The following is a 23,821-nucleotide window of genomic DNA, read 5'->3' on the forward strand; positions in this document are numbered from 1 at the left end:
TTTAGGTTTCATATGCCCAGTGCCGATATCACCATCATTAATAAATTAGGTTTACATGCGAGAGCTTCTGCAAAGTTAACGCAAATGGCAGCTTTATATCCTTGCGAGGTATTTCTTAGTAAGGGGGGGCGTCGTGTCAACGCCAAAAGTATTATGGGCGTCATGATGCTCGCTGCAGGCTTGGGTAGTGTGGTGACTTTAGAGACCAGTGGCGAAAAAGAGCAGGAAGCTTTTGATGCTATCAAAGCCTTGATTGATGATCGTTTTGGAGAAGGGGAATAATTGGCTTTTAGTCTGCATGGCATTTCAGTGACCAATGGTATTGCCATTGGTCGTGCCCTGCGTATTGCCCCTTCGACACTGGATGTCTCACATCACCTCATTCCTGAAACAGGAATTGCGGCTGAGCAACAACGTTTGCTAGATGCCTTTGAAATCGTTCGCCAAGAACTCAAGAATCTAAAAGTCAGTTTGCCATCCGGATCGCCTGAAGAAATGGGTGCTTTCTTGGACGTACACGCCATGATCTTGTCAGATCCGATATTGACAGAGACACCTCTTGAGCTCATTCGTGACCAACGTTATAACGCCGAGTGGGCCTTAGCTCATCAGTTAGATAACTTGCTCAATCAATTTGCAGAGATACAAGACGATTATTTGCGTGAGAGAGCAGTAGATATTAAGCAAGTGGTTGAGCGTGTGATGAAGGTTTTACATCACGGTGAGGATCATCAAACCTTTGCCTCATTCTGCGCCACGGTATCAGACTCGCGCAAGCTCTCGGAGTTGATTGTGGTTGCCCATGATATTGCGCCACCTGACATGATGCGCTTTAAAGAGTTACAGTTCGGTGGCTTTGTGACAGATTTAGGGGGTAAGACCTCTCATACGGCGATTGTTGCCAGAAGTTTGGATATTCCTGCGGCGGTCGGTGTACGTAAAGCCAGTGATTTGATCAAGCAAGATGATTGGATCATTATTGATGCTGATCGTGGGGTTGTAATTGTCGACCCTAGCGATCTCGTTTTAGATGAATATCGTCATTTACAAAACCAAAGAAAGCTAGAAAAGAAGAAGCTTTTCAGACTTAAGCACACTCCTACATTGACATTGGATGGTGTAGCTATTGATTTAATGGCTAACGTGGAAATGCCTGATGATGCACCAGCAGCATTGGACTCTGGGGCGGTGGGTATTGGATTATTCCGTTCTGAATTTTTGTTCATGAACCGTCAAGGTCGTTTGCCCGATGAAGAAGAACAATATTGGGCATATAGAAAAACGGTCGAGGCTATGAAGGGCCTACCAGTCACAATCAGAACGATTGATATTGGTGCTGATAAGCCCCTCGATGGCGGTCAAAGTGCCAGCGATGCAGTTTCTCCAATGGGTTTAAGGGCAATACGTTGGTCTTTGTCGGAGCCCGATATGTTCTTGACTCAATTGAGAGCTATTTTGCGGGCTTCTGCTTATGGCCAAATGCGGATCTTAATTCCAATGCTGGCTCATGCCCAAGAGGTTGATCAAACACTGGAGTTGATTGCTGAGGCTAAGAAACAATTGGAAGACCGCTGCCAAGCATTTGATCCCAATATCCGAGTGGGCGCCATGATTGAGGTTCCTGCTGCCGCATTGGCACTATCGATCTTTATCAAGCGTTTGGATTTCATTTCGATTGGTACCAATGATTTGATTCAGTACACCTTGGCAATTGATCGTGCTGATAATGCGGTGGCTCACTTATATGATCCTTATCATCCTGCCGTTTTGCGTTTGATTGCTAGCGTGATTGCTCAAGCAAAGCGTGCGGGTGTGCCAGTGTCGATTTGTGGGGAGATGGCTGGCGAGCTGGATATGACAAAAATTCTGCTGGGTATGGGTTTAACAGACTTTTCTATGCACTTTAATCAAATCCTATCCATCAAGAAAGAAATTCTGCGCTCTGATATTTCTAAGCTAAGAAGTGCTGTGCAAGAGCTATTAGAGCTCGATGAGGCTCATGAACAACTAGAGCTGATTGAAAAAATTAAGACGCTTTAGAGCACACAGGGCAGTCTAGACGCTTCTTAAGATGTATCTGATTCATCTCGTTACGCAAAGCATCCCACATCAGTAGGCGACTGCCTTTGGCGTGGCTTAGAGGTTCACCAAAACCACCTAGTATTTGTAATGCCTGAGCCGCTTGGAGTGTGCCAATAGTGCCGACCAAGGGAGAAAACACGCCCATCGTAGAGCATTTTGTTTCGACAAAATTTTCTTCTGGGGAAAACATACAGGCATAACAGGCAGATTGATCGATACGCGGATCAATCACCGTGATCTGGCCGTCAAAACGTATCGCCGCACCACTGACTAAAGGTTTTTTAAAGGCTACACAAGAGCGATTAATGAGCTGTCGTGTGGCGTAGTTATCCGTGCAATCGAGAACTACATCTACTGTGGGCAAAAGAGTATTCAGCAAATCACTATCTGCTTTTTGCTGATAAGTATGAACTTGGCAATTGGGATTAAGAGCCTCTAGCATTTGTTTGCCAGATACTACTTTTGCCATACCTACACTGGTATGACGATGCATGATTTGGCGTTGTAGATTCGTTAAATCGACCGCGTCATGATCAACGAGGCTGATCTGCCCTACTCCTGCTGCCGCTAAATAAGGAGCTGCAGCAGAACCTAATCCCCCAGCGCCAATGATGAGCACATGCGCATTGAGGATCCGCTCTTGTCCCTCAACGCCAATATCATCTAAAAGAATATGGCGTGAATAGCGGAGCAAATCCTCATCGTTCATCGTTTATTCGAGTTTGGATTTAGAGCGAACTACTTTTTGGCCTTTGAGGTGCGCTAAAGCTTGCTGCAACATAAAGTCCTCTGTCGTGCCAAATTCGGGTGGGCGACGTTTACGTTCTTTCTCTTTTTCTTCAGCGGACTTTTTGGCGTTCGCTTCTTCAATGCGTTGCAATTCTTCTAAGCGACGCTTTTCTCTCTCTTTGAGTAGCTTGTCTTCAGACGCTTGCTTGTTGCGTAAGTGTTTTTCGCTATCGATCTCACGAGTGATGAGTACATCATCAGGGTCGCCCTCTGGATTTTGATCCACCGCGATATCTGGTTTGATGCCAAAAGCCTGAATCGATTTACCAGACGGAGTGAAGTAATAAGCCGTTGTGAGTTTTAAAGCAGTATCTGCGCTTAAAGGCCTGACGGTTTGTACAGAACCCTTGCCAAAGGTGGTCTTACCCATGATGGTGGCGCGCTTGTGATCTTGTAGTGCACCTGCTACGATTTCTGAGGCAGAGGCAGAGAAGGCGTTTACGAGAACGACCATAGGAATATTTTTATAAGCAGCAGGCAGCCCGGCTAATGGATCGCTAGACTCAGATAGGCGATAGTTATTTTGATTCGCTTTAAATGTTTGTCTTGCATCGCTTGATTGACCGCGTGTAGAAACAATCGTGACATCGTTAGGCAAGAACGCTGCTGATACACCAACAGCACCCTGCAGAAGACCGCCACCGTTATTACGAAGATCAAGTACTAGACCTTTGATGGGGCCATTTTTCTCAGACAGCTCTTGCAATTTCTTTGCTAAATCTGGAACCGTTCTTTCTTGGAAGCTCGTAATACGAACCCATGCTAAGCCAGGTTCCATCATTTTTGCTTTGATGGATTGCACTTTAATTTCAGCGCGTGTAATGGTGACTGGGAAAGTGCGATCTTCACTCTTTCTGAAGATGGTGAGAGTAATTTTGGTGCCTGGCTCACCGCGCATGCGACGTACAGCCTGATCTAAAGTCATGCCGCGGACCGGTTTGTCATCGAGCCTTGTAATTAAATCGCCCGGCTGCAATCCGGCACGCGCAGCGGGAGTATCTTCAATCGGATTTAAGACTTTGACAAGGCCATCTTCAGAGGTAATTTCAATACCCAAGCCTGCGAAGCGACCTTGGGTATGTTCTTGCATTTCAGCAAAATCTTTCTTATCCAAAAATGAAGAGTGAGGATCAAGGCCGCTGACCATGCCTTTGATGGCATCTGTTAGGAGGCGCTTATCTTCTACAGGCTCAACGTAATCTCGTTTGATTTGTCCAAATACATTAGAGAGCGTGCGTAACTCATCGAGTGGCAAGTTAGAACTACCTTGCTGTGCAGTCGCTGAAAGTTGTAAGGTCAATGCAACACCGGCAATTAAGCCAGTGGTGACCAGGGCAGCGCTCTTAATGTATTTATACATATTATTTTTCTAGGTAAAAATGTCTTATAGGGTTTAAATCATCATCCAACTCATATACCAATGGTGTACCGTTTGGAATATTGATATCCATGATATCGCTGTCAGAGACTTTGTCTAAATACTTTACTAGGGAACGAATACTATTGCCATGGGCTGCCACCAGAATCCTTTTGCCAGACTTGAGGGCGGGGGCAATAGACTCGTCCCACAGGGGAATGACGCGTGCCACGTTGTCTTTCAGACATTCGCCCAAGGGGATTTCTTCTTTTTTGAGCTTGGCGTAACGAGGGTCATTAAATGAGGTGCGTGGGTCACTGGGCTCTAAGAGCGGTGGGCGTACATCATAGGATCTGCGCCAAATATGCACTTGTTCATCACCATATTTAGCTGCAGTTTCGGCTTTATTGAGGCCAGCCAGTGCGCCATAATGACGCTCATTTAAACGCCAGCTGTGTACGGTTGGGATCCAGAGTAGATCCATAGCATCTTTAACATGCCAAAGCGTGCGAATCGCTCTTTTGAGAACGGATGTGTAAGCGATATCAAAATCATACCCGTTCGCTTTAAGGCTTTTTCCAGCATTTATAGCTTGTTCAATGCCAGTCGGGGTAAGATCGACATCTACCCAGCCCGTAAAGCGGTTTTCAAGATTCCATTGAGATTCGCCGTGGCGGATTAAAACGAGTTGTTTCATAGTTACATTCTATAATTTGATGATGGATTTCTTTACAAATACAAATAATCTTCTACTGATAGCCACTCTAGTGACGTCTGGCCTAGCCCTGGCTCTGCCCAATATTTTAGGACGCATGAACCGTCAAATTTTGAGCGTTCATGAATCCGTTAAATTGGTCAATGAGCGTGGCGCACAGATTGTTGATGTACGAACTGTTGATGAGTTCAAAGCGGGCCATGTGGCCAAATCTAAGAACTTACCTGCTAAAGAGTTTGACAGTGACCTCAAAAACCTGAAGCTAGACGCGTCTAAGCCCGTTATTTTAGTGTGTTTGAGCGGGTCTCGGGCAAACAATTTGCTCGGTAAGTTCAAAAAAGCAGGCTTTGCTGAGGTAGCCTGTATGGATGGTGGTATTGCAGCATGGAAAGATGCTGGTTTGCCGCTCGTTAAATAGGATCGATATGCCTAGAATTACCATGTACAGCACACGTGTGTGCCCTTATTGCCAAATGGCTGAGCGTTTATTGGCTAACAAGGGGTTTGCGATAGACGAAAAGATCTTAGTCGACACAGAGGCGGGCAAAAGAGAAGAAATGATGGAGCGCACAGGTCGTCGAACCGTGCCACAAATTTTCATTGATGACACTCATGTGGGTGGTTTTGATGACTTATCTGCTCTTGATCGAGCAGGCAAACTAGACCCTTTACTCGGGAAATAACATAGGACGGATATGAGTGATACACAAAACGCAGCCAACGCTGCTGAGCAAGCCCCCAGTTTTCAGATTCAACGAATTTATTTAAAGGATCTATCACTAGAGCAGCCTAATGCACCACAAATCTTGCTCGAGCAAGAGGAACCACAATTAGAGGTGCAGGTTGATATAGGTGCTTTGCGTTTGGATGACAATAATTTTCAGGTGACATTGATTGGTACTGTCACCACCAGAATCAAGGACAAGGTATTGTTTTTGGTTGAAGCACAACAGTCCGGCATCTTTGAAATCAGAAATATGCCAGAAGAACAAGTGGACCCTTTGTTAGGGATTGCTTGCCCAACTATTTTGTTTCCTTATTTGCGCTCCAATATTGCTGACATGATTAGCCGTGCTGGTTTCCAGCCTGTCCATTTGTCTGAGATTAACTTCCATGCTTTATACGAGCAGCGCTTGCAGCAAGCGGCATCTGGCCAAGCGGCTGCCAACCAAGAGAGTGGCATTATTTTGCCTAACTAATGATGCGAGTCATTGTTCTTGGGGCGGGTGCATGGGGTACGGCTTTAGCAATACATATTGCTAAGCACCAAGGTGTAGCTACCCTATGGATGCGCTCTGAGAATTTGGCCCAAGCTTTAACTGGTTCTTCAGAAAACCAACAATATTTACCGGGAGTGAAGTTTCCTCCGGGTCTAAAAATCACATCAGATTTGGCAGCTTGTCAGATAAGTGCAGATGATCTGATTGTATTTGCCACGCCCTTAGCTGGGCTCAGTGAAACCGTTACTCGAGTACTCAATCTCAAAACAGCATGTCGCAATTGGATATGGGTATGTAAAGGTTTGGAGGCAAATACATCACGCCTACCCCATCAATTGATGGCTGATCTTTTGGGTGCTGCAGCATCGGAGTATCGCTTGGGTGTTCTCTCAGGCCCAAGCTTTGCTAAAGAGGTTGCGCAAGGTTTGCCATGCGCATTAACAGTGGCTTCCTCTTCGCAAACATTAATTCAAATGACGCAACAGGCTTTTCATCATGCTAATTTGCGGATCTACAGCACTCATGATGTGACGGGTGTTGAGCTAGGTGGTGCGATTAAAAACGTACTCGCGATTGCTACGGGTATTGCAGATGGAATAGGTTTGGGGCTCAATGCTCGCGCAGCTTTATTAACTCGTGGCTTAGCAGAGATGCGCCGCTTGATTGTTGCATGTGGTGGTGATGCTGAAACTGCTGTCGGTCTAACAGGTTTGGGTGATTTGATTTTGACGGCTACAGGAGACCTATCGCGTAATCGCCAAGTGGGTTTGGCCTTGGCCCAAGGCCAATCTTTAGAGAAAGTTTTGAATGATCTAGGGCATGTTGCCGAAGGTGTGCGCTGTGCTAGAGCCGTGCGTGAGTTAGCAACGCAAAAAGGCGTTGAGATGCCTATTACAAGTATGGTTTGTGAAGTTTTATTTAACCAACTCGAGCCACGCCTTGCGGTCAGTCATCTCATGGGGCGTGATGCCAAATCTGAAGGTCTTTAAATATGACCTTCATAGCCTAACTGTCGCCAGGCTTCATAAACCACAATCGCTACGGCATTCGATAGATTTAAGCTCCGACTCTCAGGTCGCATAGGTAGGCGCAAGAGTCGATCAGGCAAAAATTGATCACGAATCTCTTGGCTTAGGCCACGGGTTTCGGGGCCAAAAACCAAATAGTCTTTATCTTTAAATTGCGCTGTTGAATGTGTGGTACGTCCTTTGGTGCTTAAGCCATAGAGCGATACTTTTTCAGGTTGTTCACGATCTAAAAAATCCTGCCATGACTCATGCACTTTCATTTGAGCATACTCGTGATAATCCAAGCCTGCGCGTTTCATGCGGGCATCATCTAGAGGAAAGCCTAAAGGCTTAATGAGGTGCAAGGTGGCGCCTGTATTGGCGCATAGACGAATAATGTTGCCAGTATTTGGGGGTATTTCAGGTTCTACGAGTACGACTTGAATCATGAGTGGTGGTCCTTAATAAAACCCAATTAATTACGCGTTGTGCACCATGAGATTTTAGTAGCTTTGCAATCTGATGGAGTGTGGCTCCTGTAGTCATCACATCATCAAAGACTATGACGGTTCGCTGATTGAGTTGATTGGCGAATTGGGGTTCAATGTGAAATAGATCGGATTGCTGTAAGCGTTCGATGCGACTTGCTTGTGCTTGATTCAGTGAGCTGTGCTTTCTATGCAGAATATGGGCATCACATGGGACGTCAGTTAAGCGACCGATTTTTTTTAGTATTTCCCAAGATTGATTAAAGCCCCGCTGCGCCAGTTTTTGCTGACTTAGTGGCACAGGTACTGCGATTGAATTCAAGCCTTGAAGAGTATTAATACTGTTTTGGTGACGCATGAACCAGGCTTTTGCTAGGCCCGTGTCATAAGCAATTTGTTTGGTGTACTTCAGAGATTGAACGGCCTTAGCCCAAGCTGAGTCATAGTTATCTAAACACCAAGTTTCATCGAAAGCGAAAGCCATTCTTTTGCAAGCGATGCAAGTCATGTCCGCTTCGAGCGGGTACGCACATTGTTTGCAGCGAGATAAGGATTGGCTCACTAGTTCTTTAGCGCATACCTTACAAATCGATTGGGATTGGTAACGTTGGCAAATAAGACATGCTGTAGGTAGGAGATAAAACATTAAGAAAAGTATACTGAGCGTGTGTCAGATACTTTGCTCACCCATCACTCTATGCCACCCTGGTTGGCTCAAGAAATAAGTCGGCGTCTAGCTGAAAAGCTTGAGTTCATTAAGCTTGCGCCCCATCAAATTTTGGTGAACCCTGATCTGGATTTAAAAAAAATTAAACCCTATTACCCAAAGAGTATTTTTTCTTCATTGGGTAGTTGTCATGCCAATGATTACCTGACACGCATGAAGCGCCGTTTGATGGGCTTGCCACTGGTGCACAGCCTAGATTCAAAAAGCAGATCTTGTGATCTTGTCCTATCTAATTTGGAATTACAGCATGCTTCATCCCCCACTGAATTAATTCAGGCCTGGCATGCAGTTTTAAAGCCTGAAGCACTGCTGATGTTCACCTATCTAGGTCCTGATACTGCGCATGAGCTCAAAAAAGGGGGCTTAGCACTTCATCCAAAATTTCAGACAACAGATATGCATAATGTGGGCGATGAATTGCTGCAAGCGGGATTTGCAGAGCCCGTGATGGATATGGAGTATCTTTACTTGGAGTATGAGAGCTCTGATCGTCTCATGAAGGACCTCTTATCGATGAGTCTTATTGAGGCACACGCAGCGCATTTAGATTTTTGGGCGGAACTGAGATTCCCGCTTAAAGTGACCTTGGAAGTCGTCTATGGCCATGCTTGGATGCCCAAGCAACTTTTGTCCAAAGCTAAAGATGGCGTGGCTAGCATTCGGCCGGAACAAATAATTAAGAAAATAAATTAAGTTAGCAAGTGCACACTTTTATTAAATAATAGGTGTATAGGTATATACCTCTAAAAAACCGATGAAATAATTGCGCTAGATCAAATTCAGCAAATATAATTCAGGGACTTAATTAAGAGTGAAATTCTGAAATATTTGTTTCAGAACGCGGATTTACATAATAGGAATAGAGAATGAAATCATTCAAATCATTGGCTTACGCAGCGATGGGTTTATTTGTTGCGATGCAAAGTAGCCTCGCTTTAGCGATCAATGACATGCCAGGTGGTCCTGCCCGTTATCAGTTAAACCTCACGCCAGCTGTGACTAAAGTGGCTGAAGAGGTGGCCTGGTTACATTGGATGATGTTGATTCTATGTACAGTCATTTTCGTGGCCGTATTTGGTGTGATGTTCTATTCGATTTATAAGCATCGCCGTTCATTGGGTCACAAAGCAGCTAACTTTCACGAGAGTACAACTGTAGAAATCATTTGGACAGTGGTACCTCTGTTAATTGTGATTGGTATGGCATTGCCAGCTACAAAGACTGTTGTGGCTATGAAAGACACAACGAATGCTGATATCACCATCAAGGTGACTGGTTATCAGTGGAAGTGGGGTTATGACTACATCAAGGGTGAAGGTGAAGGCATTTCTTTCTTGCAAACACTAACCACCCCACGTGATCAAATTAATAATCAAGCTCCCAAGAGCGATACCTATTTGATGGAAGTCGATAACGAGATGGTTGTTCCGGTCGGTAAAAAGATTCGTATGGTGACGACCGCCAATGACGTTATTCACTCATGGACAATCCCAGCCTTCGGTATTAAACAAGATGCTATCCCTGGATTTGTGCGTGATGCATGGTTCCGTGCTGAGAAAGTCGGTACATATCGTGGTCAATGTTCTGAGCTCTGCGGTAAAGAGCACGCATTCATGCCGATCGTCGTTCGCGTTGTCAATGATGCCGAGTACACAGCGTGGGTCGATGAGACGAAGAAAAAATTAGCGGCTGCCGCTGATGATCCGACTAAGACATACACCATGGACGAGTTAAAGCAACGTGGTGAAAAAGTATATGCCGCCAACTGTGCAGCCTGTCACATGCCCAACGGTAAGGGTGCGGGCGCGTTCCCTGGCTTAGATGGTTCTAAAGTTGTGTTGGGACCTAAAGATGCGCAGTACAAGATTCTTTTGCAAGGCAAGGGCGCTATGCCTAAGTGGACACAATTGAATGATGTTGAGCTGGCAGCTGTCATGACGTACACCCGTAATGCATGGGGTAATAAGACAGGTGAGCTCATTCAGCCAAAAGATTTCACAAGCGCACGCGCAGCTAAGTAAACAAATTAAATAAGGTAACTGGAGTATTTATGAGCACAGTCAGTCACGCACACGATCACGCACATGATCACGATCACGCCCATGACCATCCCCATGGATGGCGCAGATGGTTGTTTGCGACCAACCATAAGGATATCGGTACCTTATATTTGATCTTCTCATTCGTCAGCCTCTTGGCTGGTGGTGTGATGGCTCTATTGATTCGCTTGGAGTTATTCCAACCAGGCTTGCAATACATTCGTCCTGAGTTATTTAATCAGTTGACCACAATGCATGGCTTGGTGATGGTGTTTGGCGCCATCATGCCGGCTTTCGTGGGCTTTGCTAACTGGATGATTCCTCTGCAAGTCGGGGCCTCTGATATGGCCTTTGCGCGTATGAACAACTTCAGCTTCTGGATCATGCCAGTTGCTGCTACTTTGTTGCTCTCTTCATTCTTTGTACCTGGCGGTGCGACTGCTGCTGGTTGGACGCTGTATGCACCGTTATCTGTGCAAATGGGTCCTGGTATGGATATGGCGATTTTCGCGATTCACTTGATGGGTGCTTCCTCCATCATGGGATCGATTAACATCATCGTTACCATCTTGAACATGCGTGCCCCTGGCATGACTTTGATGAAGATGCCAATGTTCTGCTGGACATGGTTGATTACTGCTTACTTGTTGATCGCTGTGATGCCTGTGTTGGCTGGCGCTATCACTATGGTTTTGACAGACCGTCATTTCGGTACAAGCTTCTTCTCTGCTGCAGGTGGTGGTGATCCTGTGATGTATCAGCATATCTTCTGGTTCTTCGGACACCCAGAGGTATACATCATGATCCTCCCAGCTTTCGGTATCGTTAGCCAAGTGATTCCAGCGTTCTCACGCAAGACATTGTTTGGTTACAGCTCAATGGTTTATGCAACAGCTTCGATTGCTATCTTGTCATTCATCGTCTGGGCGCACCATATGTTTGCAACAGGTATGCCAGTGACGGGCCAGTTGTTCTTCATGTATGCAACGATGTTGATTGCGGTTCCAACAGGCGTGAAGATCTTTAACTGGATCGCTACGATGTGGAAAGGTTCAATGACTTTTGAAACCCCAATGTTGTGGTCTATCGGTTTTATCTTCGTGTTTACGATGGGTGGTTTTACAGGTTTGATTTGTGCGATGGCTCCCATTGATATCATGATTCAAGATACATACTACGTTGTGGCTCACTTCCACTATGTATTGGTTGCTGGATCATTGTTTGCGCTGTTTGCTGGTTTCTACTACTGGGCGCCTAAGTGGACTGGTTATATGGTCAACGAGTTCCGTGGCAAGGTCCACTTCTGGGGTTCAATGATTTTCTTTAACCTCACATTCTTCCCGATGCACTTCTTGGGCTTAGCTGGTATGCCACGTCGTTATGCTGACTACCCAGTTCAGTTTGCTGATTTCAACGCGATTGCCTCGATTGGTGGTTTGGGCTTTGGTTTGATGCAGGTTTACTTCTTGCTCTTCGTAGTTCTGCCAACTTATCGTGGTGGTGAGAAGGCGGCTGATAAGCCATGGGATGGCGCAGAAGGTTTGGAGTGGACTGTTCCATCACCAGCACCATTCCATACATTTGAAACTCCTCCAACAGTGAAGTAATTACTGTTCATGGCAGTGAATCAATCGACAAAAAATTCAGGCGCTAATAAGCGCCTGGGTTTTATTTTATTGACCGTAGTTCTTGCTTTCTTTATTGGTATCTTTGCCAAGAAAATCATATTAGGTTGATATGCAGAAGTTAGCCAACTACAACCGACAAATGCTCATTAAACTAGCTGTCATTAGTACAGCCATGTTTGGTTTTGGCTATGCCTTGATTCCTATGTACCGTGTACTGTGTGAAGTGACAGGCATCAATGTGGTTACTAGCAAAAATGACTACGGTACACGTGCAGTCAAAGCAGTATCAAAGAATACGCAAGTCGATGAGTCACGTTTAATCACTGTAGAGTTTGATTCCAATACGCAAGGCCCATTTCGCTTTAGATCGGTCAAAAACTCAATGCAAGTTCACCCCGGTGAAATGGTGCAGGTTGTTTATGAGGTCGTGAATGTGCAAGGCAGACCTGTATCAGCTCAAGCGATACCAAGTTATGCACCCAAGCAAGCTACACAGCACTTTACTAAGTTAGAGTGTTTTTGCTTTGAGCAGCAAACGCTCAAACCTAATGAGTCACGAGAAATGCCCGTTGTATTTATTATTGATCCAGCTTTGCCCAAGGATGTGAAGAACATTACTTTGTCTTACACCTTCTTTGAGGTGGGTCAAGGGCAAAAGCCTCTGACAGGTGAGCATCGTAATAAGCCATCAAGAATATGAACGCAGTGAAAAAACAACAGGGTCCACTGCTCACATTTTTGATATCCATGAGAGCCATTTTGTGGGCTTTTTTGGGAGTAAGAAAAAAATCAGGTCAAGATGCTGATATGGCATCTTTGAGTTTTGTGCATATCATTTTGGCTGCTATTTTTGGCGCTATCGTGTTTATGACGATTTTGATTTTGATTGTTAATGCAGTAGTTAAGAGTTAATTTTTAGGAGAGAGAGTATGTCTTCGAGCAAAGCCCCATATTATTATGTACCGGGCCCAACACGTCACCCCATCGTGACCAGTATTGGTTTGGCTGGATTTGGCTTTGGTGCCTCATCATGGGTCAATGGTAGTACCTTTGGCATGATTCTCTGTCTAGCCGGTATTGTTTGGACTATTGCCTCCTTGTATTCATGGTTTGGTGATGCGATCAGTGAAGCTGAAGGTGGTCTCAATAGTGTGAACGTTGACGTTTCATATCGTTGGTCTATGAGCTGGTTCATCTTCTCTGAGATCATGTTCTTCGGTGCATTCTTCTCAGCTCTTTTCTATGCCCGTAGCATTGCGATGCCATGGTTGGCCGATATTGATAACAAATTATTGTGGCCTGATTTTGCTGCAGTATGGCCTAATGCTGGTCCTGCTGGTTTGGTTGATTCATTTACCACAATGGGTCCTTGGCCTATTCCAACAATCAATACTGCCTTATTGTTGCTTTCTGGTGTGACAGTCACTTGGGCTCACCATGCATTACGCGAAGGTAAGAGACAACAAGTTATTCAAGGTCTTGCAGCCACAGTAGCCTTGGGTGCGATTTTTATGGGCTTTCAGGTATACGAGTACATCCATGCCTACAATGACCTTAACTTGAAGTTGACTTCTGGTATTTACGGTTCAACATTCTTTATGTTGACTGGCTTCCATGGTTTCCACGTAACGATGGGTGCCATTATGTTGTTCGTCGTATTGATTCGTGTGATGAAGGGTCACTTCACGCCAGAGAATCACTTTGCTTTTGAGGGTGCCGCATGGTACTGGCACTTCGTAGACGTGGTTTGGTTGGGCTTGTATGTTGTTGTCTACTGGATGTAAATTCTAGTGAGCTCATTAAAAACGCCGCAGTAGCGGCGTTTTTTATAGATGCAATCAAGATAGCTAATGCTTATCGACTAATTTGAATACCTGTACTTTGAATGAGACCCATGGAGTGGGCGATCCATATACAGATAAATAAGGTGACCGATAAACCAATACGTAGCATCAAGGAATATACTGTTTTTGAGCTTTTACCTTTATCACGCATCATGAAAAATAGGGCTGAACCCAAGCTCGCGAGTATGCAGATAAAAGCAATTAAGATAATCCATTTCATAGGCCGTAATCGTAACACTCAATGATTCTCAAGCGTTTAATTTTCGATCGCTGGATAGCCACATTTGCCATGTTATTTGTGGTGATTGTGGCCTCTAGCCTAGGTCTGTGGCAAGTCGATCGTATGGGGCAAAAGATTCGTTTGGCTGAAGAGTTGGCACAAAAAGAGTCCGCTGCTCCATTATTGGCCCATGCGCGAGCCTGGACGCTTGAAGAAGCGCTTCATCGCAATATGGTCGTGAAGGGTGAGTTTTTAAAAGATGAGGCGATATGGCTTGATAACCGACCTCATCCTCAAGGCCGGGATCCTAAAACAGGTGCAACCGTTGGTTTTTATGTACTGACGCCAGTACGTTTACTCCATAGTGGACAAATTCTCTGGGTTAACCGCGGCTGGGCGCCACGTAATATGATGCAGCGTGAAGCTTTACCCGAATTGGATACCCCTAGCGGCATCATAGAACTAGAAGGGGTGGTGTTTGCCCATGCGGCTAGGGTCATGAATTTAGGGTCTTCTGCAGTTTTGGCAGAAAAGACCAAAATTAAGCAAAATCTAGATTTGCTCGAAGAAGAAAAGCGTTTAGGTGTAACTCACCTGCCCTTTATTGTGCGCCAGAACTCTCACACACCGGATGGTTTAGTAAGAGATTGGGCGCCAGCGGATACAGGTGCAGACAAGCATCGGGGTTATGCTTTTCAATGGTTTTCTTTAGCAGCCTTGGCTGTTGTGTTTTGGGCGATGAGTGGTCTTTTAAGGAAAAAAAGTGACTAATAATGATTTAGATCCGTTGATCCCAGCGGCACCCAGTGAAAAGATCAGTGCGGGCACACGACGTGGTCGCATACAGATGATTCTGCTTTTATTGGTGTGCGCTTCTCCCGTGATTGCATCGTATTTCACTTTTTATGTGATCAAGCCAGAGGGCGGAAAACCCAAAGTAGGTCAATTGGTCGTTCCTGTACAGTCTTTCCCACTGCAGGCCGTTGAAAATCCACTGGTGGGTAAATGGACTGTACTGATTGCACGACCCGCCAAAGAATGTGTCACGGGTCAAGATGAGTGCGTAACCGATTTACACACAGCGCGTCAGCTACGTTTGTCGATGGGGCGTGAGATGGCCCGTGTGCAAATCGTTTGGTTAGTCACTGATGATGCTGCGATTGATCCGGAGATTCAGAAGGCCTACGACAAAGAAGTGGCGGGATTTCATTATTTACGCTTGCCTAAGGATACGGAAAAAAGACAGGCCGTATTGGAATGGTTAGCCCGTGATGGAGCTGCTAAACAGTTACATTTACTCGATCCACGCGGCGATCGTATGATGCGTTTTGATTTAAATCCACAGACCCTAGATTTCAAGAGTATGTCTAAAGATTTAGAAAAGCTCTTGAAGTGGAATCCAATTGGCAAGGCGAGCTAAATGACTTGGGTTGCGTGGATACAGTTAGCCTTGATTGGTTTGGCCATAGCGGCGACCGTCATTTTTTTATTCTTACTAAAGAATAAAAATATCAATTTTTCAAGATTGGTATGGCTCACCGCTTTCTTTACATTTGATTTAATTCTGTTTGGCGCATTCACACGCCTCACAGATTCAGGCTTGGGATGTCCGGATTGGCCTGGTTGTTATGGCACCTCCAATCCTTTAGCAGCATTAACAGATATTCGCGCTGCCGAAGCGGCTATGCCAACTGGGCCGGTGACTCTGAGTAAAGCCTGGATTGAGATGCTGCATCGCTACTTTGCGATGGGTGTGGGTGTTCTCATTATTGCAATTTCTATTTGGGCATGGGTAAAGCGCCATGTTCTTGGCCCAAGGATCATGTGGACGAGTTTAGGTATTTTGATTTTGGTGTGTGTTCAAGGCGCCTTTGGTGCATGGACGGTGACCATGAAGCTTCAGCCCATTATCGTCACCATTCATCTGATGTTGGGTTTGTCTTTGCTAGCGAGTCTGGTTTATCTCTACACCCTATCTCAGTTAGATCAGGGTAGCTCTTGGCAAATGCGTGGAACCAAGGTGACTTATCCTAGTGTTTGGCTGGTATTGGCTTTTATTGCATTGATCATGCAAATCTTTTTGGGTGGTTGGGTGAGCACGAATTATGCAGTTCTTGCCTGTGAAGATTTTCCACTGTGTCATGGGCAATGGGTGCCGGTCATGGATATGAAGTCCGGCTTTCAGTTATGGCGTGAGCTGGGATTAACCAAGACTGGCGAGGTACTTGCTTTACCTGCTTTGGTGGCGATTCATTGGGTACATCGAGTCATGGCAATCTTTGTTTTAAGTATTTTGTTTGCGCTAGCCTATAAAGTGCATGGCTATGGTAAGAACACCCAGAGTGTGCGACATCAACATCTTGGCCTCATTTTGGCTTTCTTGGCTTTATTACAACTATTAACAGGCATGAGTAACATTATTTTGGATTGGCCTTTAATTGCCGCTCTGATGCATACGGGAGGTGCAGCTGCAATCTTGGTCGTCTTGGTGCGTTTGTTGCCACTCTCTAGGAGATTCTCGTGAGTTCACTATCGACACCACGTTGGCGACAATATTGGGCTTTGACTAAACCGCGAGTGACACAATTAGCGGTCTTTTGTGCAGTCATTGGTATGTTTTTGGCTTCACCAGGTATGGTGCCGTGGTCTGTTTTGATTGGCGCTTCTGCGGGTATTTGGCTATTGGCCGGCGCAGCCTTTGCAATTAATTGTTTGGTTGAGCAGCGTGTGGACGCTAAAATGCGCCGCACTTCCTGGCGACCCTCTGCTACTGGTGAAATCAGCGACTTCAAAATTTTAGCGTTTTCATTTGTGATTGGTGCCATGGGTATGTTGCTTTTGTGGCATTTTGCGAACCCGCTGACGATGTGGGCTACATTTGCAACGTTCATTGGTTACGCGATTATCTATACGCTCTTATTGAAACCTGCTACACCTCAAAACATTGTGATTGGAGGCTTGTCAGGAGCGATGCCGCCTGCATTGGGTTGGTGTGCAGTAGCTAATGAAATGCCTGCTGAGGCTTGGTTATTGGTGCTGATTATTTTTACTTGGACACCCCCGCATTTTTGGGCGCTCGCTTTATATCGTCGTGATGATTATGAGAAATCTGGCCTACCCATGCTGCCTGTTACGCATGGAGAAAAATTTACGCTTCTGCATATTTTGCTCTACACCCTCATATTAATAGCAGCCACTTTATTGCCATTCATCTATCGTATGAGCGGATATTTTTATTTAATCAGTGCGCTAGTTTTGGGACTTATGTTTATCTACTATGCAGTTGCTTTATTAAAAAACTATAGTGACGAGTTGGCGAAAAAGACTTTTAAATTTTCTATTTTGTATCTTGCGCTATTATTTGCTGCGCTACTCATCGATCACTATTTATGACTATGAATCAATCTCGACTACTGAAATATATACTTGCCAGTCTAACTGCTTTGGCTCTTATCGCTTGCGGTGAGAAGGCCTTGAAATTTAGTAATGTGGATATCACAGGCAGCAAGGCCTTTGGCACTGACTTCTCGCTGATGGATCATCATGGTCAAAAGAAAAGCCTTGCTGATTTTCGTGGCAAGGTTGTCGTGATGTTTTTTGGTTATACCCAGTGCCCTGATGTTTGTCCAACAACCATGAGCGAAATGCAGGCTGTGATTGAGTTGATGGATAAAAAGGGTCAGCAGGTCCAAGTTTTGTTTGTGACAGTCGACCCCCAAAGAGATACTCAAGAATTATTGGCGCAGTATGTACCAGCATTTAATCCGACTTTCCTAGGTTTAAGACCTGCATCTAAGGAAGATTTAGAGAAAGTGACTAAGGACTTTAAAGTGTTCTACAACATAGTGCCTGGTAAGACTCCCAATAACTACACCATTGATCACACAGCGGGTAGTTATGTTTTTGATCCTTCGGGACGCTTGCGTTTATTCCTCAAGCATCAGCAGAATCCGAAGTTGATTGCAGATGATTTATTGCAGCTATTGAAGTAAGGGTGCCAAGTCATTGCATATAAAAATAGCGCTGAGAAGCGCTATTTTTATTGATACGTTTGTAAGGCTGATTTCATTTTCTTTAATGCAAGAGACTCAAGCTGTCTGACCCGTTCAGCTGAAATATTGAATTCAGCGGCTAAATCATGAAGGGTTGCAGATGCTTTACCTTCGTCGTTCACATCGAGCCAGCGAGAGCGAATAATCCTTTGACTTCTAGGATCTAGCTGTGTCAGAGCCTCTTCAACACCTGCTGTTTGTAAATGATGGTACTCTTGTTTGGCAATCACCTCAGTAGGCTCATAGCGATGATCTTCAAGCCACTGAATAGGCGCAAAAGAGTGGTCATCATCAGAGTCGCTGCCTTCAATAGCTACATCGTTGGCAGTTAAGCGACTTTCCATCTCTTTGACGTCATCTACTTTGACATCCAGTGACTTCGCAAGATTTTGAATCTCATCTTGCGATAAAGGATTGAGTGTGGGCCGATTGCTGCGGAGATTGAAGAAAAGTTTGCGTTGCGCTTTAGTCGTTGCTACTTTAACTAAGCGCCAATTTCTTAAAATATATTCATGGATCTCAGCTTTGATCCAATGAATCGCATAAGTCACTAAGCGAACCCCTTGATTGGGATCATATTTTTTGACCGCTTTCATGAGCCCAATATTGCCTTCTTGAATCAGATCTGCATGTGGTAGGCCATAACCTAAGTACTGTCTAGCAATTGAAACCACCACTCTGAGGTGAGACATCACCAAGGCGCGAGCCGCGTCTAAGTCTTCTAGGTCCCGATATGATTTGGCTAAACGCAACTCTTCCTCTGCTGTGAGCATAGGCAGACGATTGACGCTAGCGATGTAGGACTCTAGGCTGCCAGCCTTGAGTTCAACGGGAAGTAATGGAGCAATTGCTGTCATACCGTTATATTAGCACTCCTACAATTAGAGTGCTAATTTTTTAAAACATTGATTTTATTGAGTATTTATTGTTTTGGCAGTAATAATTCTGCAAATTGAGGGGCATAAAAGGGTTTTAAATCTGCCATTTGCTCGCCAAGGCCTAAAGCCAAAACATGGATGGGTTTGCTATGAAATTCTTGGGCAATCGCGCACAGTACGCCACCTTTAGCGGTACCGTCTAATTTGGTAATCACGAGAGAATTGAGCTCTAAAGCCTGATCAAAGGCTTTGACTTGCATGAGCGCATTTTGTCCCGTATTGCCATCAATCACTAGGATAGTTTCATGGGGTGCACCATCTAGCGCCTTACCAATCACTTTTTTGACCTTCTTGAGCTCGTCCATGAGATGGTTTTGTGTCGAAAGGCGACCGGCAGTATCAATAATGACCACATCACTGCCTCTAGCAATGCCTGCCTTCACTGCGTCGTGTGCTACTGCTGCCGCATCACCACCATCTTGGGTAATCACGGTGACTTGGTTACGTTCACCCCAAACTTTGAGTTGATCCTTAGCGGCCGCTCTAAATGTGTCCCCAGCGCCTAAAAGCACACTCAGGCCACGTTTTTGAAAGTGATGGCAAAGCTTGCCGATGCTGGTCGTTTTCCCGGCTCCATTAACCCCTACAACTAATAAAACAATCGGTTTGTGGTTAATATCACTAAGGAGTGGGTTATGTGGATGTTCTAATGGCTTGAGTAATGACTCAATATGAAGCTTTAAGAGTTGTCGTAACTCATCGACACTGTCTACACCCTGCTCTTTCGCTGATTTTTTAAGTTGTTCAAGTAATACTTGGGTGGCAGGAATGCCTACATCGCCTAATAAAAGGCTTTCCTCTAGATCCTCGAACCACTGATCGTCGCATTTTTGTCTGGTGAATAATTTAGAGAGGGTTTTACCGAGTCCGAACATGATGGCTACAATTAAAAGACTATGAGCATATTATCAAGCATCAGCACCTCTTTGGCCCTTTTTTGTTTGGGTTTATCTCTTACGCTGACAGCCCAAGCCAATACATTTGAGACTGTAATGGCTAATGGCATGAAGGTGATTGTGAAAGAAGATAAGCGAGCCCCTACAGTGGTTCACATGGTTTGGTATCGCGCCGGCTCGATCGATGAGGTCAATGGTAAGACTGGTGTGGCTCATGTCTTAGAGCACATGATGTTCAAGGGCACAAAGAATTTAAAGCCTGGTGATTTTTCAAAGAAAGTCGCGGAGGTGGGTGGTCGAGATAACGCCTTCACAAGCAAAGATTACACAGCCTATTTTCAGCAAATTGAAAAAAGTCACTTGCCCAAAATGATGGCTCTTGAAGCTGAGCGCCTACAGCATTTACGTATTTCAGAAGAAGAGTTCAAAAAAGAAATCCAAGTGGTGATGGAAGAGCGTCGCTTGAGGACTGATGATCAGGCACAAGCTATTTTGTATGAACAATTGTTAGCGAATGCTTTTGTCAACTCGCCCTATCGTCGCCCCATCATTGGATGGATGGATGATTTGAAGAATATGACTTACCGAGATGCATGGCAGTGGTATCAGGATTGGTATGCCCCTAATAACGCTATTTTGGTGGTCGCTGGCGATGTGGATGCTAAAGAAGTATTTCGTCTAGCTGAGCAATATTATGGGGTGGTCCCCTCTAAGAAATTACCTGACAGAAAGCCTCAAGAAGAAATTCGTCAAATAGGTAAAAAACACATTACTGTTAAGGCGCCTGCAGAAAATCAACAACTCATGATGGCGTGGAAAGTACCTAAATTAGAGGCCAATGATTTAGAAAATATTGAGCCTTACGCATTAGCTGTTTTATCAGGAATTCTGGATGGTTACACCAATGCGCGCCTGAATAAATCCATGGTGAAGGAGCAGCGCTTAGCCAATAGTGTTGATGCCTATTATGAGATGTCTGCCCGTGGCCCCCAGTTATTCATCATTGGAGCTAGCTTATCGAAGCAACAACAGATCAGCGTGGCGGATCAGGCAATTCGTAAAGCTTTGTCTGAGATAGCGCAAAAAGGCGTGAGGGATTCTGAATTAAAGCGTGTGCAAGCTCAAATCATTTCCTCACAAATTTACAAGCGTGATTCTGTGTTTGCTCAAGCTATGGAAATTGGTATGACAGAGATCGTTGGTATTTCATGGCGTGAAAAAGATCAAATTCTGGAGCGCTTACAAAGAGTTAAGTCCTTAGACATTCAGCGCGTGATTCAAAAATATTTTATTGATGATGCCTTAACTGTAGCCGTACTTGATCCGCAGCCATTGGCACAGTCAAGTCAGCCACGGGCGACTATTCCTGGAGGGAGACATTAATGTTGCGTCAATGGCTAGTTGCTGGCGTCACTTTTTTATTGAGTACTGCTGTTACGGCAGGTATACCGATTCAGAATTGGAAAACCCCATTAGGTATTGATGTTTATTTGGTTGAAGCCAAATCCATACCGATGATTGATATTCAGATTGATTTTATGGCGGGTAGTCTTTATGACCCACCAGGTCAGGTGGGCTTAGCGAGCATGACAGCCAGTATGCTGGATAAAGGTAGCCGCTTAAGCCAGAGTGTATTGTCAGAAGATCAGATTGCAGATGTTTGGGCTGATGAAGGAGCTGTGTTTGGCGCTAGTGCCTCAGCAGAGCGCGCCAGTATTCGTATTCGGACATTAAGTCAGGCTGATCGCCGACAAAGAGTTTTAAAAATTGCGCAGCAAATGCTGAAAGAACCTCTTTTCGATGAAAAGATTTTTCAGCGTGAACGTGAGCGTGTTATCGCCTCTTTAAGAGAATCCAACACTAAGCCAGAATCCATCCTATCCAAAGAATTTTCTAAAGCCCTCTATCCTAATCATCCTCGGGGTATAGATGTTACTGAACAAGATTTAAAAAATATTCAGGTAAAACATTTAAAGAGCTTTTATAGAAATTATTTTGTCCAAGACCAAGTGAAGGTCACGATTGTGGGTGATATTTCGCGTCAAGATGCGCAACAGTTAGTTGATGATCTACTAAGTCAGTTTCCGCGTAATACGACTGTGAATCGTGATTTGCCACCGGTCAAAAAATTACCTGTAGATACGATGGCGAATCGAGAAAAGCGCATTGCTCATCCCTCGCAGCAAGCTCATATCACTATGGGGACTATCGCAATTACTAGAAACGATCCTGATTATTTCCCTTTGCTCGTTGGTAATTATGTTCTCGGCGGTGGGGGTTTCGTATCTAGACTCGTTAAAGAGGTTAGAGAAAAGCGTGGCTTAGCCTATAGCGTATATAGCTATATTGCACCTGGTAAAGAGCCGGGTCCATTTGCTGCGGGTATGCAGACTCAGGTCGGCCAAATCCAAACAGCCTTAGATGTAATGCGTACTACGATTGGTGACTATGTCAACCAGGGGCCCACGGATGAGGAGTTGACTGCAGCTAAAGCTAATTTGATCAATGGTTTTCCTTTACGTATTGATAGTAATCGAAAGCTTTTAGATAACGTAGCGAGTATTGCTTGGTTAGGATTACCTTTAGATACCCTTGATCGCTGGACCCAAGAGGTGGCTAATGTTAATGCAGATCAAATTCGACAAGCGTTGAAGAAGCATATTCAAATGAACACGATGGTGACTGTCGTCGTTGGTGGGCCTTAATGAATGGGTAAGGTCAGAATTATTGGCGGTAGTTGGCGCGGACGAGTTTTATTGGTCGAGGATGCACCTGGTCTAAGACCTTCTGCGGATCGTGTGCGTGAAACACTTTTTAATTTATTAGGTCAAGTTCTTGATGATCTAATTTGTGTTGATTGTTTTGCAGGAACAGGGGCTTTGGGTTTGGAGGCGCTCTCGCGAGGAGCTCGACAAGTCCATATTTTAGAAAAGGCCTCTAATGCTTTTAAAGCGTTGCAAAAAAATATCAGTTCATTCAAGCTAGAAGAGGTGACTGGTGAGTTGATTTTGCAAAAAACAGATGCCCTGACTTACCTAGCAAAATTATCTTCTCAAGCCATTGATATCGTCTTTATAGACCCACCTTTTGCACAGCCTGAGCTATTGCAACAAGCTTTATTACAGGCCAAACGGATTTTAAGAGTAGGGCCTAGTGCTGCTATTTACTTGGAGCACCCGAGTACATTGAAAATCGAGACGCTATTGACTGAATTAAAGCTTGATCAAGAACTTATAATCAAGCGTAGTATTCGATCTGGGCAAGCCATAGGCACCCTTTTAGTGCCAAAAACCATATAAACTAAGAAAAAAATCGAGGGAGTAAGTATGACAATAGCCGTATACCCAGGTACTTTTGACCCATTCACTCGTGGGCATGAGGATTTGGTACGTCGCGCCTCTTCAATTTTTGAAGAACTGGTGGTTGGAGTGGCTGATAGTCGTAATAAAAAACCCATTTTTACTTTAGATGAGCGTATTGATATAGCTAAAGAGGTTTTGAGTCACTACCCTAACGTTCGCGTTGAAGGTTTTAGTGGTTTATTGAAAGATTTCGTCAGAAAGAATAATGCCCGCGTGATTGTGCGTGGTTTGCGCGCAGTCTCTGATTTTGAGTATGAGTTTCAGATGGCCGGTATGAACCGCTATCTTTTACCCGATGTAGAAACATTGTTTTTAACCCCTTCCGATCAGTACCAATTTATTTCTGGTACATTTGTTCGTGAGATTGCTCTGCTGGGTGGTGACGTTAGTAAATTTGTTTTCCCATCAGTAGAGAAGTGGTTGGCAAAGAAGGTATAGGGAAGGTATAGGAATCGTA

The 23,821-nt window shown here is 44.7% G+C and carries 30 protein-coding genes and 1 pseudogene; 22 read left to right on the top strand and 9 right to left on the bottom strand.

From position 1 onward, the window contains the following. Positions 1-12: 12 nt before the first annotated feature. Positions 13-282, top strand: a complete 270-nt coding sequence (locus ICE94_RS04785) for an HPr family phosphocarrier protein (RefSeq protein WP_216149391.1) — start codon at positions 13-15, stop codon at positions 280-282. Further along, complete coding sequence (gene ptsP / locus ICE94_RS04790) at positions 283-2,040, top strand: phosphoenolpyruvate--protein phosphotransferase (protein ID WP_216149393.1); 1,758 nt, start codon at positions 283-285, stop codon at positions 2,038-2,040. Here ptsP and ICE94_RS04795 read toward each other — a convergent pair. From ICE94_RS04795 to gpmA, 3 genes are read right to left on the bottom strand one after another with little or no spacing between them, the layout of a single operon-like run. After that, positions 2,027-2,791, bottom strand: coding sequence for a HesA/MoeB/ThiF family protein (locus tag ICE94_RS04795; RefSeq protein WP_216149395.1), 765 nt, complete (start codon positions 2,789-2,791; stop codon positions 2,027-2,029). The genes ptsP and ICE94_RS04795 overlap by 14 nt on opposite strands. Positions 2,792-2,794: 3 nt before the next feature. Next, the gene (locus tag ICE94_RS04800; protein WP_216149397.1) at positions 2,795-4,231 is read right to left on the bottom strand and encodes a S41 family peptidase; all 1,437 of its coding nucleotides are present in this window, start codon (positions 4,229-4,231) and stop codon (positions 2,795-2,797) included. Between the two features lies 1 nt (position 4,232). Further along, positions 4,233-4,925: a 2,3-diphosphoglycerate-dependent phosphoglycerate mutase gene (gene gpmA / locus ICE94_RS04805; protein WP_216149399.1), complete on the bottom strand. Its 693-nt coding sequence runs from the start codon at positions 4,923-4,925 to the stop codon at positions 4,233-4,235. A 22-nt stretch (positions 4,926-4,947) separates the two neighbouring features. On the opposite strand from gpmA, the gene ICE94_RS04810 reads away from it, so the two are divergent. From ICE94_RS04810 to ICE94_RS04825, 4 genes are read left to right on the top strand one after another with little or no spacing between them, the layout of a single operon-like run. After that, complete coding sequence (locus ICE94_RS04810; RefSeq protein WP_216149401.1) at positions 4,948-5,361, top strand: rhodanese-like domain-containing protein; 414 nt, start codon at positions 4,948-4,950, stop codon at positions 5,359-5,361. A gap of 7 nt (positions 5,362-5,368) precedes the next feature. Continuing rightward, positions 5,369-5,626, top strand: coding sequence for a glutaredoxin 3 (gene grxC / locus ICE94_RS04815; RefSeq protein WP_216149404.1), 258 nt, complete (start codon positions 5,369-5,371; stop codon positions 5,624-5,626). Between the two features lie 12 nt (positions 5,627-5,638). Continuing rightward, the gene (secB, locus tag ICE94_RS04820) at positions 5,639-6,142 is read left to right on the top strand and encodes a protein-export chaperone SecB (RefSeq protein WP_216149406.1); all 504 of its coding nucleotides are present in this window, start codon (positions 5,639-5,641) and stop codon (positions 6,140-6,142) included. A 2-nt stretch (positions 6,143-6,144) separates the two neighbouring features. After that, a complete protein-coding gene (locus tag ICE94_RS04825; protein WP_216150942.1) occupies positions 6,145-7,152 on the top strand; it encodes an NAD(P)H-dependent glycerol-3-phosphate dehydrogenase in 1,008 nt (335 codons plus the stop codon). On the opposite strand, the gene trmL is transcribed toward ICE94_RS04825, so the two are convergent. From trmL to ICE94_RS08520, 3 genes and pseudogenes are all read right to left on the bottom strand, one after another. Next, positions 7,149-7,619 (bottom strand): tRNA (uridine(34)/cytosine(34)/5-carboxymethylaminomethyluridine(34)-2'-O)-methyltransferase TrmL, encoded by a 471-nt coding sequence (gene trmL / locus ICE94_RS04830; protein WP_216149408.1) that lies wholly within the window; start codon positions 7,617-7,619, stop codon positions 7,149-7,151. The two genes, ICE94_RS04825 and trmL, sit on opposite strands and share 4 nt — an antisense overlap. Continuing rightward, complete coding sequence (locus ICE94_RS04835; RefSeq protein ID WP_216149410.1) at positions 7,591-8,142, bottom strand: ComF family protein; 552 nt, start codon at positions 8,140-8,142, stop codon at positions 7,591-7,593. The genes trmL and ICE94_RS04835 overlap by 29 nt, the downstream gene beginning before the upstream one ends. Positions 8,143-8,205: 63 nt before the next feature. Further along, positions 8,206-8,304 (bottom strand): annotated as a pseudogene (locus ICE94_RS08520) (hypothetical protein); the annotation flags it as partial. Between the two features lie 21 nt (positions 8,305-8,325). Here ICE94_RS08520 and ICE94_RS04840 point away from each other — a divergent pair. From ICE94_RS04840 to ICE94_RS04870, 7 genes are all read left to right on the top strand, one after another. Next, a complete protein-coding gene (locus tag ICE94_RS04840; protein ID WP_216149412.1) occupies positions 8,326-9,078 on the top strand; it encodes a hypothetical protein in 753 nt (250 codons plus the stop codon). 206 nt (positions 9,079-9,284) lie between these two features. Further along, a complete protein-coding gene (coxB, locus tag ICE94_RS04845; RefSeq protein WP_255539137.1) occupies positions 9,285-10,406 on the top strand; it encodes a cytochrome c oxidase subunit II in 1,122 nt (373 codons plus the stop codon). 29 nt (positions 10,407-10,435) lie between these two features. Further along, entirely contained in the window at positions 10,436-12,031 is a 1,596-nt protein-coding gene (gene ctaD, locus ICE94_RS04850) for a cytochrome c oxidase subunit I (RefSeq protein WP_216149414.1), read from the top strand. A 9-nt stretch (positions 12,032-12,040) separates the two neighbouring features. Then, positions 12,041-12,160, top strand: coding sequence for a cytochrome oxidase small assembly protein (locus ICE94_RS04855; protein WP_216149416.1), 120 nt, complete (start codon positions 12,041-12,043; stop codon positions 12,158-12,160). Position 12,161: 1 nt separating this feature from the next. Continuing rightward, on the top strand, positions 12,162-12,752 hold the full coding sequence (locus ICE94_RS04860; protein WP_216149418.1) for a cytochrome c oxidase assembly protein: 591 nt from the start codon (positions 12,162-12,164) through the stop codon (positions 12,750-12,752). Next, entirely contained in the window at positions 12,749-12,964 is a 216-nt protein-coding gene (locus tag ICE94_RS04865) for a DUF2970 domain-containing protein (protein WP_216149420.1), read from the top strand. Before ICE94_RS04860 ends, ICE94_RS04865 begins: the two co-directional genes overlap by 4 nt. Positions 12,965-12,981: 17 nt before the next feature. Further along, positions 12,982-13,836 (top strand): cytochrome c oxidase subunit 3, encoded by an 855-nt coding sequence (locus tag ICE94_RS04870; protein ID WP_216149422.1) that lies wholly within the window; start codon positions 12,982-12,984, stop codon positions 13,834-13,836. Positions 13,837-13,906: 70 nt separating this feature from the next. Here ICE94_RS04870 and ICE94_RS04875 read toward each other — a convergent pair whose 3' ends face one another. Continuing rightward, entirely contained in the window at positions 13,907-14,116 is a 210-nt protein-coding gene (locus ICE94_RS04875) for a twin transmembrane helix small protein (RefSeq protein WP_216149424.1), read from the bottom strand. Positions 14,117-14,137: 21 nt separating this feature from the next. On the opposite strand from ICE94_RS04875, the gene ICE94_RS04880 reads away from it, so the two are divergent. From ICE94_RS04880 to ICE94_RS04900, 5 genes are read left to right on the top strand one after another with little or no spacing between them, the layout of a single operon-like run. After that, positions 14,138-14,887, top strand: coding sequence for an SURF1 family protein (locus ICE94_RS04880; RefSeq protein ID WP_216149426.1), 750 nt, complete (start codon positions 14,138-14,140; stop codon positions 14,885-14,887). Then, positions 14,880-15,536: a hypothetical protein gene (locus ICE94_RS04885; protein WP_216149428.1), complete on the top strand. Its 657-nt coding sequence runs from the start codon at positions 14,880-14,882 to the stop codon at positions 15,534-15,536. Before ICE94_RS04880 ends, ICE94_RS04885 begins: the two co-directional genes overlap by 8 nt. Further along, positions 15,537-16,640 carry a heme A synthase gene (locus ICE94_RS04890; protein WP_216149430.1) on the top strand — a complete coding sequence of 368 codons (1,104 nt, stop codon included), beginning with the start codon at positions 15,537-15,539 and terminating at the stop codon, positions 16,638-16,640. Further along, positions 16,637-17,509 (top strand): heme o synthase, encoded by an 873-nt coding sequence (cyoE, locus tag ICE94_RS04895; protein ID WP_370623776.1) that lies wholly within the window; start codon positions 16,637-16,639, stop codon positions 17,507-17,509. The genes ICE94_RS04890 and cyoE overlap by 4 nt, the downstream gene beginning before the upstream one ends. Then, positions 17,506-18,108, top strand: a complete 603-nt coding sequence (locus ICE94_RS04900) for an SCO family protein (RefSeq protein ID WP_216149432.1) — start codon at positions 17,506-17,508, stop codon at positions 18,106-18,108. The genes cyoE and ICE94_RS04900 overlap by 4 nt, the downstream gene beginning before the upstream one ends. A 47-nt stretch (positions 18,109-18,155) precedes the next feature. Here the strand turns inward: ICE94_RS04900 and rpoH are convergent, their stop codons facing one another. Continuing rightward, entirely contained in the window at positions 18,156-19,025 is an 870-nt protein-coding gene (gene rpoH / locus ICE94_RS04905; protein ID WP_216149434.1) for an RNA polymerase sigma factor RpoH, read from the bottom strand. 65 nt (positions 19,026-19,090) lie between these two features. Beyond that, positions 19,091-19,981 carry a signal recognition particle-docking protein FtsY gene (gene ftsY / locus ICE94_RS04910; protein ID WP_216149436.1) on the bottom strand — a complete coding sequence of 297 codons (891 nt, stop codon included), beginning with the start codon at positions 19,979-19,981 and terminating at the stop codon, positions 19,091-19,093. Positions 19,982-20,002: 21 nt separating this feature from the next. On the opposite strand from ftsY, the gene ICE94_RS04915 reads away from it, so the two are divergent. Genes ICE94_RS04915 through coaD form a run of 4 tightly spaced genes read left to right on the top strand, consistent with a single transcriptional unit; the run spans position 20,003 to position 23,802 of the window. Then, entirely contained in the window at positions 20,003-21,385 is a 1,383-nt protein-coding gene (locus ICE94_RS04915; protein ID WP_216149438.1) for a pitrilysin family protein, read from the top strand. Beyond that, the gene (locus ICE94_RS04920) at positions 21,385-22,707 is read left to right on the top strand and encodes a pitrilysin family protein (protein WP_216149440.1); all 1,323 of its coding nucleotides are present in this window, start codon (positions 21,385-21,387) and stop codon (positions 22,705-22,707) included. Before ICE94_RS04915 ends, ICE94_RS04920 begins: the two co-directional genes overlap by 1 nt. A 3-nt stretch (positions 22,708-22,710) precedes the next feature. After that, positions 22,711-23,301, top strand: a complete 591-nt coding sequence (gene rsmD, locus ICE94_RS04925; protein ID WP_216149442.1) for a 16S rRNA (guanine(966)-N(2))-methyltransferase RsmD — start codon at positions 22,711-22,713, stop codon at positions 23,299-23,301. Positions 23,302-23,328: 27 nt separating this feature from the next. Further along, complete coding sequence (coaD, locus tag ICE94_RS04930) at positions 23,329-23,802, top strand: pantetheine-phosphate adenylyltransferase (RefSeq protein WP_216149444.1); 474 nt, start codon at positions 23,329-23,331, stop codon at positions 23,800-23,802. The last annotated feature ends 19 nt before the right edge of the window (positions 23,803-23,821 follow it).

It is taken from the genome of Polynucleobacter sp. MWH-Loch1C5 (genome assembly GCF_018881775.1).
In the GTDB taxonomy this organism is placed as follows: Bacteria; Pseudomonadota; Gammaproteobacteria; order Burkholderiales; family Burkholderiaceae; genus Polynucleobacter.

Bases quoted from the DNA above. Each gene is read 5' to 3' on its own strand.
- ICE94_RS04785 (WP_216149391.1), top strand. From the start codon at position 13: ATGCCCAGTGCCGATATCACCATCATTAATAAATTAGGTTTACATGCG.
- ICE94_RS04795 (WP_216149395.1), bottom strand. From the start codon at position 2,791: ATGAACGATGAGGATTTGCTCCGCTATTCACGCCATATTCTTTTAGAT.
- ICE94_RS04800 (WP_216149397.1), bottom strand. From the start codon at position 4,231: ATGTATAAATACATTAAGAGCGCTGCCCTGGTCACCACTGGCTTAATT.
- gpmA (WP_216149399.1), bottom strand. From the start codon at position 4,925: ATGAAACAACTCGTTTTAATCCGCCACGGCGAATCTCAATGGAATCTT.
- ICE94_RS04810 (WP_216149401.1), top strand. From the start codon at position 4,948: ATGGATTTCTTTACAAATACAAATAATCTTCTACTGATAGCCACTCTA.
- grxC (WP_216149404.1), top strand. From the start codon at position 5,369: ATGCCTAGAATTACCATGTACAGCACACGTGTGTGCCCTTATTGCCAA.
- secB (WP_216149406.1), top strand. From the start codon at position 5,639: ATGAGTGATACACAAAACGCAGCCAACGCTGCTGAGCAAGCCCCCAGT.
- ICE94_RS04825 (WP_216150942.1), top strand. From the start codon at position 6,145: ATGCGAGTCATTGTTCTTGGGGCGGGTGCATGGGGTACGGCTTTAGCA.
- trmL (WP_216149408.1), bottom strand. From the start codon at position 7,619: ATGATTCAAGTCGTACTCGTAGAACCTGAAATACCCCCAAATACTGGC.
- ICE94_RS04835 (WP_216149410.1), bottom strand. From the start codon at position 8,142: ATGGCTTTCGCTTTCGATGAAACTTGGTGTTTAGATAACTATGACTCA.
- coxB (WP_255539137.1), top strand. From the start codon at position 9,285: ATGGGTTTATTTGTTGCGATGCAAAGTAGCCTCGCTTTAGCGATCAAT.
- ctaD (WP_216149414.1), top strand. From the start codon at position 10,436: ATGAGCACAGTCAGTCACGCACACGATCACGCACATGATCACGATCAC.
- ICE94_RS04855 (WP_216149416.1), top strand. From the start codon at position 12,041: ATGGCAGTGAATCAATCGACAAAAAATTCAGGCGCTAATAAGCGCCTG.
- ICE94_RS04860 (WP_216149418.1), top strand. From the start codon at position 12,162: ATGCAGAAGTTAGCCAACTACAACCGACAAATGCTCATTAAACTAGCT.
- ICE94_RS04865 (WP_216149420.1), top strand. From the start codon at position 12,749: ATGAACGCAGTGAAAAAACAACAGGGTCCACTGCTCACATTTTTGATA.
- ICE94_RS04870 (WP_216149422.1), top strand. From the start codon at position 12,982: ATGTCTTCGAGCAAAGCCCCATATTATTATGTACCGGGCCCAACACGT.
- ICE94_RS04875 (WP_216149424.1), bottom strand. From the start codon at position 14,116: ATGAAATGGATTATCTTAATTGCTTTTATCTGCATACTCGCGAGCTTG.
- ICE94_RS04880 (WP_216149426.1), top strand. From the start codon at position 14,138: ATGATTCTCAAGCGTTTAATTTTCGATCGCTGGATAGCCACATTTGCC.
- ICE94_RS04890 (WP_216149430.1), top strand. From the start codon at position 15,537: ATGACTTGGGTTGCGTGGATACAGTTAGCCTTGATTGGTTTGGCCATA.
- ICE94_RS04900 (WP_216149432.1), top strand. From the start codon at position 17,506: ATGACTATGAATCAATCTCGACTACTGAAATATATACTTGCCAGTCTA.
- rpoH (WP_216149434.1), bottom strand. From the start codon at position 19,025: ATGACAGCAATTGCTCCATTACTTCCCGTTGAACTCAAGGCTGGCAGC.
- ftsY (WP_216149436.1), bottom strand. From the start codon at position 19,981: ATGTTCGGACTCGGTAAAACCCTCTCTAAATTATTCACCAGACAAAAA.
- ICE94_RS04915 (WP_216149438.1), top strand. From the start codon at position 20,003: ATGAGCATATTATCAAGCATCAGCACCTCTTTGGCCCTTTTTTGTTTG.
- ICE94_RS04920 (WP_216149440.1), top strand. From the start codon at position 21,385: ATGTTGCGTCAATGGCTAGTTGCTGGCGTCACTTTTTTATTGAGTACT.
- rsmD (WP_216149442.1), top strand. From the start codon at position 22,711: ATGGGTAAGGTCAGAATTATTGGCGGTAGTTGGCGCGGACGAGTTTTA.
- coaD (WP_216149444.1), top strand. From the start codon at position 23,329: ATGACAATAGCCGTATACCCAGGTACTTTTGACCCATTCACTCGTGGG.